This is a genomic window from Paenibacillus sp. 22594, from assembly GCF_052044425.1.
Lineage (GTDB): Bacteria > Bacillota > Bacilli > Paenibacillales > Paenibacillaceae > Paenibacillus_AQ.
Map to the genome: position 1 here is coordinate 129,685 of NZ_JBQENA010000012.1, position 14,831 is coordinate 144,515.

General features: G+C 50.0%; 8 protein-coding genes and 1 other annotated feature. Of the genes, 1 reads left to right on the forward strand and 7 read right to left on the reverse strand.

From position 1 onward, the window contains the following. Window positions 1–67: 67 nt before the first annotated feature. Window positions 68–333, reverse strand: a binding site (T-box leader). A gap of 51 nt (window positions 334–384) precedes the next feature. After that, on the reverse strand, window positions 385–1,941 hold the full coding sequence (locus tag ACTJKB_RS27490; RefSeq protein ID WP_440837528.1) for a tetratricopeptide repeat protein: 1,557 nt from the start codon (window positions 1,939–1,941) through the stop codon (window positions 385–387). Between the two features lie 171 nt (window positions 1,942–2,112). On the opposite strand from ACTJKB_RS27490, the gene ACTJKB_RS27495 reads away from it, so the two are divergent. After that, window positions 2,113–3,303: an oxalate decarboxylase family bicupin gene (locus tag ACTJKB_RS27495; RefSeq protein WP_440837502.1), complete on the forward strand. Its 1,191-nt coding sequence runs from the start codon at window positions 2,113–2,115 to the stop codon at window positions 3,301–3,303. Window positions 3,304–3,341: 38 nt separating this feature from the next. On the opposite strand, the gene ACTJKB_RS27500 is transcribed toward ACTJKB_RS27495, so the two are convergent. From ACTJKB_RS27500 to ACTJKB_RS27525, 6 genes are all read right to left on the reverse strand, one after another. Further along, entirely contained in the window at window positions 3,342–6,062 is a 2,721-nt protein-coding gene (locus ACTJKB_RS27500; protein WP_440837503.1) for a glycoside hydrolase family 3 N-terminal domain-containing protein, read from the reverse strand. 34 nt (window positions 6,063–6,096) lie between these two features. Further along, a complete protein-coding gene (locus ACTJKB_RS27505) occupies window positions 6,097–9,744 on the reverse strand; it encodes a discoidin domain-containing protein (protein WP_440837504.1) in 3,648 nt (1,215 codons plus the stop codon). Window positions 9,745–10,019: 275 nt separating this feature from the next. Then, window positions 10,020–11,630, reverse strand: coding sequence for a cellulase family glycosylhydrolase (locus ACTJKB_RS27510; protein WP_440837505.1), 1,611 nt, complete (start codon window positions 11,628–11,630; stop codon window positions 10,020–10,022). A gap of 32 nt (window positions 11,631–11,662) precedes the next feature. After that, window positions 11,663–12,493, reverse strand: coding sequence for a carbohydrate ABC transporter permease (locus tag ACTJKB_RS27515; protein WP_440837529.1), 831 nt, complete (start codon window positions 12,491–12,493; stop codon window positions 11,663–11,665). Further along, window positions 12,493–13,380: a carbohydrate ABC transporter permease gene (locus tag ACTJKB_RS27520; RefSeq protein ID WP_440837506.1), complete on the reverse strand. Its 888-nt coding sequence runs from the start codon at window positions 13,378–13,380 to the stop codon at window positions 12,493–12,495. The genes ACTJKB_RS27515 and ACTJKB_RS27520 overlap by 1 nt, the downstream gene beginning before the upstream one ends. Window positions 13,381–13,414: 34 nt before the next feature. After that, window positions 13,415–14,728, reverse strand: coding sequence for an ABC transporter substrate-binding protein (locus ACTJKB_RS27525; protein ID WP_440837507.1), 1,314 nt, complete (start codon window positions 14,726–14,728; stop codon window positions 13,415–13,417). Between the last annotated feature and the right edge of the window lie 103 nt (window positions 14,729–14,831).

The following is a 14,831-nucleotide window of genomic DNA, read 5'->3' on the forward strand; positions in this document are numbered from 1 at the left end:
TATGTGATTACCGCTTTTACCAACCTTTGCCCATGCAAAAAAGAACCTCACCTCCAAGACGTATGGTCTTGGGGACGAGATTCTCGCGGTACCACCCCAGGTTTATTAATATGTCGCCATATTAATCTCATCGAGTACGGCATTGCCGGGCAGGCAAGGCTTATACTCTAGCTCTGTAACAGGAGCTCCTGTCGTACCATCCCCAGCTTCATCAGCCCGTTCCGATACGCCGCTCAGAGACTTGGTTCAATACACCGTTCTTTGCCCCTTTTCAGCGTCCGGAGCTCTCTGTGAAAGAATGGATCTATCTACTCTTCTCTTCATTGCGTTTCATTATAATTGCTTATATTATTACCAAAAAACTGCCGTAATGTAAAGCAGGCATCAGTCCCCGCTAAGTGCCGCCAGCAGATCCAGCGCTTCCTCATGCTCCGGTTCCAGAACCAGCGCCTGCCGGGTATACTCCAGCGCGGCTTCCAGATCCTCAAGCTCATAGCTGCAGATCGCCAGGCAGTAGAGAACTGTAACCACAGGCTCGTCTTCCGTCTCCTTCAGCGATTGCGTAAGGAAGCGCCGGGAATCTTCATACAGTCCCATCTCGAACAGCAGCAGACCGCTGTCCAGGGCCAAATCGTATTTCTGCGGCATCGGGTAGAAGCCTGTCCACATCCGGTCGATCCCCAGCTTCAGATCGAGAATCTCCTCGTCGCTGGCATCCTCCAGCAGGCTGGAGATCCGCTCCGCACTCTGGATGAACAGCTCCGCATCATAGCCGCCCAACCGCCAGAAGGCCAGGATCTGCTGCATTCCGATGGTATCAAAATTCTGATCAATCCATAGCTTCAGGCTGAAGAAATCATCCGGACCAAAGCGCTCGATAAATCTGCGGTAGGCCAAGCGGGCCTGGACATGACGCATCGGCTCTTCCAGCATATAGATGCAGCCAACGTTCAGGTTCTTGTAATGATGCTCGGTAAATGAAGATATTGCACCTTTTTGTTCAAAATAACACACCAGTGCATGATAGTTGGCGGTTAGCGAGATACTGCCATGATGAATGAGCTTCGGCGGCTCGGCATACTCCCAGTTCTCCGGCCGGTGATCGCCTTTATCGGCGGTCAGCAGCAGGAAGCCCGCCCTGGACAGCGCACTCAGCCGCTCCATACATCCCAGCGCAGCCGCAGGGAAGAGCACATGCGCATCCTCCATCTTTTCCTGATAGAAGGCGATCACATCGCGGTACGGGTATGACTTCTCTTCGTATCCCTCTGCACGGCGGTAGTAATATTCCGGGATAAGATCCCTGAGCACCTCTGAAGGGCCCATGGTGGCTGACTGCTCCGGGTACTTCAGGGATACCTCGCATTCATATATTTTCCCTTCATCCACATAGAGCAGCTCCTGCGGGATACTGTCAAAAAAGTAGTTGGCAATGACCATCAGCGGCTGCTCAAGCGTTCCCGGTATAATCACCTTTCCGCTCTGTGTCAAATGCAGCTCTGTATCCGCAACGGCATCGAAACGCGCGAAATCAAGGATACCCTGCTGAGCAAATGGAATCAGGCCGGGATGCTGCTGCCAGCCGGTGATATTTTTCCAGGGAAGATCGCTCATGACATAGGTAAAAGGGGGCAGGGTCAGCCCTGCATAATCGATCAATTCACACAGCTTCTGCAGTACATGGAACGCAAGGCGTCCTGCCCCCGCACCCAGCTCCAGTATAATCACCGGCTCTGTCGTCTGCCCCATCGCCGCCCGGTCCTGCAGAAAGCCGAAGATCATCTCCGCATAGCCCGTTCCAATCATCGGATTGCTCGTTATATACTGGGGAACCTGGTCGTTCTTCCAGGCTTGCATGCCCAGTTCTTCATAATATTTGCGCTGCAGCTCCCATATCGGCGCTTCGCTGAAGCGGTAGCGTTCTTGTCCGCTGTCTGTCATATGTGTATACCCTGCTCTCTGTAATCTTCTGATTGATGCTTTATCCACTATTAAGAATCCATCTTCAGGCGGCCTCTGTCAATTACTCTTTTGCAATTGTGGGCATCTTCAAACATCCTTACGGCATATATTCTCTATTGAACGATTGCGATCAGGAAAGGAGTCAGGCCCATGGAATCCGCTGAACACTCAGCGAGTTACTCAAAGATCCCCCAGCCGATACGCAGTGACGGCGCAGGCAATGTTGATCTCGGCCCCCGCGATGTGATGCGGGACCGGGAGAACCCGGATATGTTCGTCCCTCCAGTTACAGATAACGGACTCATTCCCAATCTGAAATTTTCTTTTTCCGATGCCCACATGCAGCTGAATCAGGGCGGCTGGTCCAGAGAGGTCACGGCCAGAGAGTTGCCCATTGCCACCACTCTTGCGGCGGTCAACATGAGTCTGACCCCGGGCGGTGTACGGGAGCTACACTGGCATCAGCAGGCCGAATGGTCCTACATGCTGCTTGGAAGTGCAAGGATTACCGCGGTAGATCAGAATGGCCGGAACTTCATTGCTGACATTGGACCGGGTGATCTGTGGTACTTCCCTCCGGGAATCCCCCATTCCATTCAGGGGCTGGCGGAGGGCTGCGAATTTTTACTTGTTTTTGATGATGGCAGCTTCTCCGATCTCAATACCCTGTCCATCTCCGACTGGTTCGCCCATACCCCAAAAGAGGTGCTGTCCGCTAACTTCGGGGTGCCGCCTTCGGCCTTTGACTATCTCCCGAAGGATCAAGTCTATATCTACCAGGACCAGGTTCCTGGCTCCATACAGAGCCAAAGGGTCCATTCCCCTTTCGGTGAAATTCCGCTGAGCTTCAAGCATCAGCTGCTGGCCCAGCCCCCACTGAAAACTCCGGGCGGAAGCGTGCGGATTGTGGACAGCTCAAACTTCCCCATCTCCAGGACGATAGCTGCAGCACTGGTTGAGATCGAGCCGGGGGCGATGCGAGAGCTGCACTGGCATCCGAACAACGATGAATGGCAGTATTATTTGACCGGAGAGGGCCGCATGACTGTCTTTGGCGGCAACGGGGCAGCACGTACGTTCAACTATAGGGCTGGGGATGTCGGTTATGTCCCCTTCGCCTTTGGACATTATATCCAGAATACCGGAACAGAACCCTTATGGTTCCTGGAAATGTTCAAGAGCGACCGCTTCGCCGACGTCTCGCTGAATCAGTGGATGGCGCTCACACCTGAGGAACTCGTCAGCAGCAACCTAAACGTGGGGCCTGAGCTGATGGACGCGCTGCGTAAGGTGAAATGGCCTGTCGTTACCTATCCAGGGTACGGCGGCCCGGGGAAATGAAAGGCCCATGCATAATCGCATGGACCAAGAGTTTAATCTTATAGTTTAGTTAACTCGAAGCTGTCGAATGCTGCCCAGTTATTTGCATAGGCGTCGGACCATACGCCCACTTCAATTTGCCCTGTCGTAACTTTTATATTGTCTATTGTATACTTCTGCCAGTAATCCGAAGCGTTAGAAGTAATTTCAGCCGTCACTTCCCTGCCACCTGTTTTGGAGAACAGATGCAGTGACTTTTGCCCTCCGCTCGAACGTACCCAGGCGCTGAACTTATAAGTGCCATTCGCTACAGCTACCGTTTGTTTGGTTAATTGCTGATAAGCAGTCGACGCCCAATGTGTCAGCTTATAGGTACCTGTATAGGGGTTGTCCGTATCCGCCGATTGGGCCGGAGTACCTCCGTTCCACTGCTCCCAGCCTGTCATTGTCCCTGATTCCAACCCTGGATTGGTCAAGAGATTACCGGCGGCTGTAGAGGAGGTCGGCTTCACTTCTAGCCAGTTCAAATTCCAGTTGCCAGCAGCGGCATGAACTCTGAGAGTCTGAACGCCGGCACTCAGCGGGACATTGTTCGAAACGGTTGTCCATGTCTGCCATCCGCCCGTATTTGGCACACTGAATGTGGCAAGCGTCGTCGAACCGTTCTTCAGTTGGATTCCATTCGTCGCACCTGATAAACTTGCTAATCGCAAACTGACTTTGTAAGTTCCTGATACAGGGACGTTCACCCTGTAATCCATCCAGTCGTTCTCATCCATAAAACCCGTATTCAATCCGCCGTTAATATCCGTCGTTGCTTCCGTTTGAACGCCATACATGCTGTTGTAATTTTCCGCTTCGATCACGCCAGGCGTTTCTTTTGTGTTGGTCGCTGACGTGTTCAGGCCAAATCCGTATGGAAAGAGAGGCGAATAATTGGCATCATTCGAGTTGGCCGGAATTTGCGCCATGCTTCTTGGCCAGGAAAGCGGAAGCTTTCCTGTGAATTCATAATCTCCAAACAACACATCCGAAAGCCCGCTGCCTTCCGTTCCCGGCAGCCAGGCAGCTACGAAAGCAGCCCAATCCGGGAGTTGATTGGTGATTATCATCGGTCGCCCCGAGAGCATGATGACAACCATAGGAACACCGGAACTTTTCACATTGTTCAGCAAGGTGATATCATCCGTGCTCAGTTCCAAATCCGCTATCGGCTGTCCGGTTCCAACATCCCCGACCATTTCAGCGTAAGGATATTCGCCGATAACAACTATTGCCGCATCGTGCCCAGCCGCGCCAGTACCGGTAGATGAATAGGTGACATTGGAGGAATTCGCGACAGCGTTTTGAACGCCTTGCAGGATCGTCGTGCCTGGCGTAATATTGCCCGGAGAGCCCTGCCACGTAATCGTCCACCCTCCAGATTGATAACCGATATCGTTTGCTTTGGTACCGGCTACGAATACTTTCGCCCCTTTGGACAAAGGCAGAATGTGGTTTTCGTTCTTAAGCAGCGTCGCCGATTTCCGTACGGCTTCCCGGGCAATCGCACGGTGTTCGGTCCCGCCGAATGTGCCGCCGCTAATCAAGCTTCTGTCGGTATAAGGCGCTTCAAAGATTCCCGCTTCGAATTTCACACGTAGAATACGGCTGACTGCATCATCAATTCTGGACTGGGAAACCTGTCCGGTATTGACAAGATCTTTGAGCGTCGGAATAAACTGCTGCCAGTTATCCGGCTCCATAAACATGTCGATACCCGCATTTACCGTATTCTTTAGGGCACTGGAGTAACTGGAATAGACGCCTTGATTGAACAGTGCATACGTACCATTCCAATCCGAAACGACCATCCCTGTAAAGTTAAGGTTTTGTTTCAGCATATCTGTAATCATATGGTGATGCGTATGCGCTTTTACATTATTCCATGCGGTGAGTGAGATCATAACCGTTCTTGCACCAGCTGCGACCGCTTCACGATACGGCTGAATGTACGGCTCTAATTCCGGTTCAGTTAGGGTAACATTGCCTTGGTCGTCACCGTTTACGGTATTGCCATCACCCATCCAATGTTTGATGCTCCCTACTGCTTTAGTTCCTTTCATGAATCCGCTGTCGGAAGGAAGACCCTGCAAGCCTTCTGTGTAGGCAACGCCCATTTGAGAGACAAGCGAGACATTTTCAGAGAAGCCTTCATAGGTTCTGCCCCATCGGATATCTTGCGGTGCACACAAGCATGGAGAGAAATCCCATTGCACCCCCGTCGTTCTGACTTCTTTAGCGGTTGCTGCGGCAACACGCTTCACCAGATCCGTATCCCGGGTCGCCCCTAGACCCGCATTGTGAGGGAAAATCGTCGCCCCATAGACGTTATTATGGCCATGAACCGCGTCAACCCCATAGATGATTGGAATTTGAAGCCGGGTTTGCATCGCAGCAGTCTGAAAAGCATCCACCGTATCCGCCCAGGCAGTTGGAGTATTCGGAGTTGGATTCGAACCGCCTCCACTCAAGACGGAACCGATGAAATGATCTTTTACTTGCGCCGTAGTTGCAGTTAGACGTTCAACCTGTAGCATTTGGCCAACCTTTTCGTCCAGCGTCATCCGTGAAATAAGATCCGCTACTCTAGTATCAATGGATCGAGCGGGATCTTGATAAGGTAGTACGTCTGCAGAAACAGTAGTTGGAAACGCCGTTGACAATGAAAATATCATGCAACTGATAAGCGCAATGGAAGCATATTTCCGAAAAATGAAAAATGGCTTAACATGTTTCATACGATCCCTCCTGTTCATGGAGAAGCCCTAACGATTACTCATACACTCTGAATTCAGAAATCGACCACCAGCTCGCGGAGCTTTGCTTCAAGGTGACCTTAATATAGCGGCCTTCGGTTATCGGGAAGTTGACCGCTACATTAGGACTGGTTCCTTCGCCATTCGCTACCGTTTTCCAGTTCGTATTGTCGTACGACATTTCTACAACAAACTCCCTCGCATAATCATTTGTGCTGGTGCTGGAATCCATGACAATATGGTTAATCCATTGATTCGATCCCATATCTACTGTGAACGACTGTCCATCTGCTTGTGCCGCACCGCTGCTCCAACGGTTCGCGGTGTTTCCGTCCAAGGCATTTGCCGCTGAACTGCCCGATTCTGTTAAAGATGCAGAGGCTATCCAACCCGTACGGTTCCTCTCCAGTTCGCCGTAAACGTTCAGTTCTGCAATTGTCCACCAATTAGACGCGTTGCCCGTCTGAACGACTTTCAAATAACGTGCGGTCTGCGGAGCGAAATCCACAAGAACCGAAGGGCTGCTGCCGGTTCCGCTTGCTACAGTCGTCCATGTCGAAGCATCAGCGGACACCTGAATTTGATACCCTCTCGGATAATCGGTCGTATGAGCTCCTGCATCGATTAATACACGATTAAACGTTTCGTTCCGCCCGAAATCCACTTGGTAATACTGGCCGTTCGTTTGCCCGGCTCCGCTGGCCCACCAGGTGGAACCGCTGCCGTCAATACCTTTGGAAGGAACGTTGCCAGAAGGGTCCGACGACGATGCTGTGGCGGTCCAGCCCGATTTACTGAGCATCTGCTCGTTATAAATATGGAACTCGGCGATCGACCACCAATCGGGACTGGTGCCGGTTTGGACAACACGCACATATTGTGCATACTGCGGCGTGAAGGTTATCGCCTGCTTCCAGCCAAAGCCCTTGCCGCTCTTAACCGTCGTCCAGTTCGTCCCGTCATTGGATACCTGGATATCATAACCTCTCGGATAATCCCACTTTTCTGTAGACTTCGTTTCGAACGAAATCTGGTCAAACACCTTCTTCGATCCCATATCCACCTGGAACCATTGACCGTTCGCCTGCGGCGCCCCGGCGCTCCAACGGGTGCTTGCACTCCAATCAAGCGCATTGGAAGGAGAGCTGCCGGGCTCCGTGGAAGAAGCGCTTGCCGTCCAGCCTGTTTGATCAAGCGGTACGGTTGCCAGCCATGGACCACCCTTGGCAAACTTTTTCACCGTGTTGATAAAGCTGGTATTCGGTTGGAAGTTGCTTGTTGCAAATTGCTGCAGCTTTGATGTAATCGTGGACACAGAATCATTATTGATGACTGGTACCGGTGCAGAGTTGCTGTTATACAATCCCCAGTAGCCGCCAACGCCTTCATTCATATCGCCTTTAACCTTGTAAGTCCAGTTGGTCCAGTTTGCATGAATGGCGTTCAGCCCGCCCATCCATTTAGACCATACATCATCGTAATGATAGAGCGAATATTCGCCGAGCAATACAGGGACATCCCAATCCTTTTGCTTGACCGCCATCGATTGTATTTTATCTTCGGCCAATGTGTTTTGCGCGGTCCAATCTTTCCCGTTTGGCATATCGTACGGATGCACTTCATATACAACGTTCGTCCAGCCTTTGACGCTTGGCGGTACAATATTACCCCAGTCAAAGAAAGCCGCAATGTAAATCGTATGATCAGGATCGATGGCCCGGACGGCGTCATACATGCGATCGTAGAAATCCACTTTCTGATTCACATCGTCCGTATCTTCGCCATAATCAATTAATGGCTCATTCATAAGATCATAGCCTGCAATGGCGGGGTTATTTTTGTATCTGTTCGCGATCTTTTCCCAGATATCGACAACCCAATCCTGGTACGTCGTATTGGTCCAGAATTCATTAGGATTCGGTCCAGAGCGTCCACAGCTGGCAAAAGGACAGTTTCCGCCTGGCAGCGTGTGAAGATCCAGCAAGACGTAAATATTTCTGGAGGCTGCTTCGCTTACCAGCCAGTCGATCTTCGTCCAAGCATTGGCTTTCCAGGTACCGTCATCATGGAGGAGCTCGTTCCAGCCGATCGGAAGACGGATCATGTTTAGGCCCATGTTCTCGACATTGTCAAGGTCACCGGACTGAATCCATGTATCTTGATGCGTTGTGACAATGGTTTCTGCCGCAGCAGCGCCAAAGCGTTGTTTATAAGTGGAGTTCATCGACAGATCGTCGTTATTCAGATAGACGTTCATCTCTCCGATGGACCACCAGTTCGTGGAGATGCCCGTCTGTGTAATTTTAATGTAACGCGCAGTTACGGCTGGAAAGTTAATCGGGGTTGCTTTGCGGCGTCCTTGGCCGCTTGCTGCTGTTGTCCAGTTGGTCCCGTCCCTGGATACTTGGACGGTATAACCAACCGGGTAATCCTGCTCAGAGTTTGAATTCTTTTCGGTATCCAGAATGATTTGATTAAATGGGATGCTTGCCCCCATATCGGCCTGAAACCATTGACCATTCGCCTGAGCCGCGCCGGTCGTCCACCGTGTACTTGCATTTCCATCCTTAACATTGCCAGGTGTCGTTCCAGAACCGCTGGAGGATGCGGAAACCGACCATCCCGTTCTCTCCAATGCGTTGTTGGAGAAAAGCGAGACGTCAGCAATCGACCACCAGCTAGAGCTGCTCCCGGTTTGTACAATTCGGACATACCGCATATAGGAAGACCACCAAAATTCCGCAACCGTAATTCGCGAATTTCCGTAAGCGCTTGCATATTTGGTCCAGTTGGTTCCGTCTGATGAGCCAAGAACCTCATAGCTGCGCGGATAATCACCTGCAGATAATGGACCGGCATCAATAACTACCTTGCTTATATCCTGACCTGATCCCAGATCAATTTGAAGCCATTGTCCGTTGGTCTGCGCAGCCCCGCTCGTCCAGCGGGTATTCACATCTCCGTCAAGCGCATTAGCTGCTGTAGTACCCGCTCCCGTTGAAGATGCCGTTGCCTTAAGGCTCGTATTGTTCATAGTTGGATCTGAGAATACATTAAACTCTGCCACAGACCACAAATTTGAAGAGCTCGATCCGGTCTGAACCACCCGGATGTACTGTGCCACCTGCGGTATGAAACGAATAACCGTGTTCTGTACCGTGCCTGAACCCGTTGCGACGTCTCTCCAGTTGGTCCCATCATTTGATACGAGGACCTGATAATTTACCGGATATTCTCCCGTGAAGCCTGCTGCATTGACATAAATGCGGTTGAAATAACCCGTGTACCCCATATTCACCTGGAACCATTGACCGTTAGTCTGAGCGGTTGCTGTTTTCCAGCTCGTTGCTTGGTCGCCGTCAATCGCATTTCCGGCGTTAGAGCTGTTGATTGAAGCTGAAGCGATCCAGCCTGTCCGATCAAAAGCAAATTCCCCGGCAGGCGACATCCAATCCTCAAAGTTCAACCACCCTCCGAAGTTTGTCCCCCTTAGAGTCACAACGTCCCCGGAACCGGAATTGTTTTTAATAAATTTGCCGTCCGTTTTCAAGAAATCGCTTGATGTGAGCGCAGCTTCGGCCCTCTCAGCTCTTGGCAAAACAATAAGGAACTCCAGTGCGAGAACCAAAGCCAAGAAGAGTGGAAAGCCCCGTTTCTTCTTCATCATTTTTCCTCCTAGTAGTCATTCTTTTTCTTAAAATAACCTGACTTGATAACACCGGTAATCCCCCGCCCCAAAAAAGCGTTTACATTTTTTCAGTGTACATATATCACCTTCTTCTCCTTTTTTTTCTATTATAGAAAAAAAAGGAATGTAAATCTTTTGATCATATTAGCATCCGCAGATGTACAATATTGACAATGTGTTATTCATCCAGCTCTTTAGGATATCAAACAACCCTCCAACATTAAATTGGAGGGTTATTTGGTCACACCTTCTTATTTTCCAACCCCAATCCACTCCATAGCGAGCGGATGCTCCAGCGCCTTGATGACAATCCGGTTATTCCCTTGAAGAAGTGGATGGGGATCAGCCGTTCTAATCGTATGCCATGACCCTCCAGTGACAGGGAGAATAACAGAAATGCCATCATTGATGGAAATTTCGACCTTTGATTGTTTATCGCCCATCCCGCAAACACGCAATGCAACCAGATGTCCTTCACCATGATGGGGTACATGATTCACCTCATAAGCCAGCCATTCACGAGGTCTTACATACACATGCATCCATTCATCCTCAGCCCAATCCTCACCCCGCGTATGCTGGAAGTTAGTAAGCTTGCGGTTCCCCGATGTAAATCGGATATCGGTTCCATCCGAATCCCGGAAGCCTAATTCCCGTTCGACGAATTCCTCGACATGAAAGCTGATGCCTTGTCCTTTATATCCATAGAAAATAGCCGGGATGCGAACCGGAGGCCGGAAAAGCAGGGAATGAACGATCTCCGGAAGGTAGACGCAACGATCCAAGGACAGATTCGCGAGGTATTCCTCTAATATTTGTTCAGCATCAGCCGCTTCCGGTTTCGCTCCGCCTTCGAGATAGCCAATAAGCTTCCCCCATCCTTCCGGCATCCTAACCGAACAAGGCGAGTTGGTCGTATCGAGCTTCTTCCATGTCCAGAAGTTCCAGGAAATGTCGTGGTCCTCGTATAAGCGAAAAGCGCCGGTATACCACTCGATGTTGTTCTCTCCCCCTTCGCCCATATAGATCGGCACATCCCACTCCGTGCGTTTGTCCAGAAACTTCTGAATGCTCTCTGTGTCCGGACTATTCCAATACTTATGGAACTGCAGCATCAGGTTGTCATCCGGCTTCTCATCAAAAATGGACCAGTCTGTCGCCCAGTGGACCCCCTCCAAAATAATCATATGCTTATCATCAACTTCGCGAATGGCGCGAATGATATCGTTATATAACGGCATAAGTAGGCTATTATAGGCCGAGAACCATTCGGGCAGCGGCTCATTCAGCAAATCGTACCCCGCGACAATCCATTTGTCCTTATAGCGTCCGGCGAGCATGCGCCAAATCTCGATCGTACGCCGCCGGTTGTCTGCATCGGTGAATAGCTCCGGTTTGTCGTTCGGGGAATCGTCGATATTTGTGCCTGTCTGCCCGCCCGGCGCACCGTGAAGATCCAGTATCACATACACGCGATGGGCTTCACACCAGCCGATGACACGATCCAGCAAAACAAGATGGTCCTCATCATAACGCTCTGTATCCCCGTCATACAAAAAACGCGAATTTATCGGAATTCGGACGGAGTTAAAGCCTTCCGCAGCAATCCGCTGAATATCAGCTTCCGTGATATACCTGTTGTAGTATACTTTCCAGAAATCCCTGGCCTTTTCTTCACCGATCAAGTCGCGTATCATTTGTTCGATCCGGCGAGGGCGGTCTCCCTGACCGGGGAATCGCCACATGTATCCCTCCGGAAGCAGCCAGCTGCCAAAGCCAACACCGCGCAGCAACAGCTCCTCACCATGACCATTCACAATTTTCGGGCCTTTTGCCTTAATAAATCCACTGACTTTGTTCATTCTTATCCGCTGCTCCTTCTCTCTGGCAAGAATTAACCCTTTACCGCCCCATCTGCGATCCCGTTCAAAATATACTTCTGCAGAAGCAGGTAAAAAATGATAACAGGCAGCATAGCCATAACGAGCGAGGCCAGAATACCCGACCAGTCGTTGTTGCCATATTGGCCGAACAGCATATTAGTGGACAGCAGCAGCGTATACGAGTCGCTGTCTGTCAGCATCAGAAGAGGAAGCAGAAAGTCATTCCACATCCACAATAAATTTAAAATGGCGTTGGTCGCTGTAATAGGCAGAAGTAATGGGAAAATGACGACAAAAAACAGACGGAAATCGCCGCAGCCATCCATCACGGCCGCTTCATCCAAATCGCGCGGAATGGATTTCACGAAGCCATGGTACAGAAAAATCGCGAAGGATACGCCTAAGCCAATATAAATGAGGCCAAGTCCAAAGATCGAACCCTGAACGTGAAGCTCTCTCGTTATTTTGGTGAGCGTAATCATGGTCGAATGGAACGGAATAAGCATCGACAGAATGAATAGACTGAATAAAAAGCGGCTTAACCGGCCCTGCGTTCTGGATAATTTATAGCCTGCCATGGAAGAAAACAGGATAATTCCCAGAAGGCCCACTGCAGCAATTACTGCTGTGTTGCCCAAGCTTCTCCAAAAGTTGATTTTGTCCATGGCCGCGGCGTAATTACCAAATTGAAAGGAAGCGGGAGCCGCTAAAACATCGTTCAGCAGCTCGCCGTCTGTTTTGAATGAATTAAGGACACCCATGTAAATGGGAAATAACGTAATGACAGAACCGGCAAGAAGAACCAGGAGGATGAGGCCTGACCTCCAGTTGCGCCCTCTGATCATGCTTCCACCTCCCGTTTCTTCATAATGGCAAGCTGAATGAAGGTGATCGCCATGACGATCAGGAACAAAATCATCGCTTTGGCACTGGCATAGCCGTATCGGTTGCTTTGCGAGAAAGCCTCATCAAATATATTCAGCGCGATGACTTGGGTCGCACGGCCAGGTCCTCCCTTGGTCAAAGCGAACACGGCTTCAAATACCTTGAACGAGCTGTTTAGCGTCAAGAATACACCGATCGTAATCGCGGGGAGAATCATAGGCATTGTAATGTAACGCAAGGTTTGCCAGCCGTCGGCGCCATCGATAGCGGCCGCTTCTTTCACATGGTCGGGAATATTTTGCAGCGCCGCTATATAGATGACCATCAGATAGCCGACGCCTCCCCAAAGCGACAAGATGATAATCGCAATGAAGGATAAGCGCGGATCCCCAATCCAGGACTGATCCAGAAATAACAGACCCGTTCGACCAGCCAGATCAGGCAGCACTTTGGTAAAAATAAAGAGCCACATCATACCCCCGATAATGAGACTGATCATATTGGGCATAAAAAAGATCGTGCGGAATAGCGATTTCGTTTTTCGCCGCGATTCAATGAGAACAGCCAGCATGATGGCAAAGACATTTTGCAGAATGACCATGGCAATGACATACTTCAAGGTAAAGCCTATCGATTTCAGGAAGTTCTCATCCTCCATCAGTGCTTCCCGGTAATTAGCCAATCCAATGAACGAATACGCAGGATTGACGCCATTCCAATCCGTCATGCTGTACCAGATCCCGCCGAAGGCGGGGGCTAGTACGAAGAATGCATAAAAGACTAGAGCTGGAAGAACGAATGCCAGGAGGATGACCGTTCGTTTCGTTACATGGTTGCCTGCCACCTTGGCTTCACTCCTTATTCACTTTATTGGGTGATTACTTGGCTGTCACTTGAATCGCTTTTACCCAAGTATTGTCCATCGTCTTGATGAATTGGTCCTTTGTCACTGTCTTGCTATAGTAGCTTTGAATCTGCTTTGCCTGCTCATCAGTAACGCCGTTTGGCAGCTTCAGGTCCTGATAAGCCTTTCCTTCCGAAACATAGCTCATTGCTTCATCGATCCAAGGGAACGATTTATAAGTATGGACAGAGGAAATCGGATTGAATTTAAGTTTTTCGAACAGAGCGGAAGAATCCGTATCGTCAAGCATATAGTTCAGCAAATCAAGCGCAACGTCTTTATGGTCGCTATCCGGGGATACGGCAAGCGATGTCGAAGCCGACAGGTTGATCATCGTTCCACTTGGATCATTGCTTACGGGCAGCGGAGCTACTCCAAACTCCATGTCCGGATTTGTCTTTTGAATCGAATCTGCCATCCAAGGTCCTTGAACCCACATAGCCGCCTTACCATTCGCAAAATCCGCAGCGCCTGCCGCGCTGCCGGCCTCAAATGGTTTAGCCGTACCATTGGACATAATCAAATCAATGATATTGAAAATATCCGCTACATCTGCATAAGAGGCTTCGCCTTTATTCATTTTGTCGACCCAATCCGGATGCTCAGAATTCACAATACCGCCGAGAGATAGTGCAGTCATTAACTGGGGAACCCATGCTTCCTGAAAGGCTAATTCGAAAGCCGGAATATTTTTGGACTTCAGCGCTTCAACCACTTTTTTCATTTCATCCAGCGTTTGCGGAGGCGTCAGACCGTTATCGCTGAATATTTTTTTGTTATACAGATATCCCCAAGCAAGGCTTTCGAGCGGAAGAACGGGCACTTTACCGTCATAGGTGACGGTCTGCTTGACACTGTCGAAAAGCTTGCTTACTGCCGGCTGATCCGACAGATCCGTCAAATAGCCTGCATTATAATAGGTCGGAATGTCGTTAGCATGGATGGCAAATACATCGGGTGCATCATTCGAAGCCAAGCGGGTTTGCAGAATTTGTTTCGCCTGGTCGGCGTTTGGAGTTTCAAGCTTGATTTTCACTTCGATGTTTTTTTCCTTCAATTCCTTGGCTTTAAACTGTTCGAAGTATTGGTCGAACTGGTCTTTGAATTGCGGCAAGGTCAGAAATACTTTTAGTTCCACTTTCTTGGCAGGTTCTGCCACTGCCACCGTCTCAGCTGCATCGTTGTCATTGGATGCTGACGTGTTGCCCTTGCTGTTCCCCGAACTGCATGCCGCAAGTATGGATAGCATGAGAATCAGTACGACGGACAGGTGAAACGTTTTCTTCATGTTCGATCCCCCCTTGAGTGAGTTGCATCTTCAGTATAAAGAAAACGGTTGCAAGGGTCTTTCCAGCATCTTAGCATCCTGATTTGCATTATTTTGATGCCGG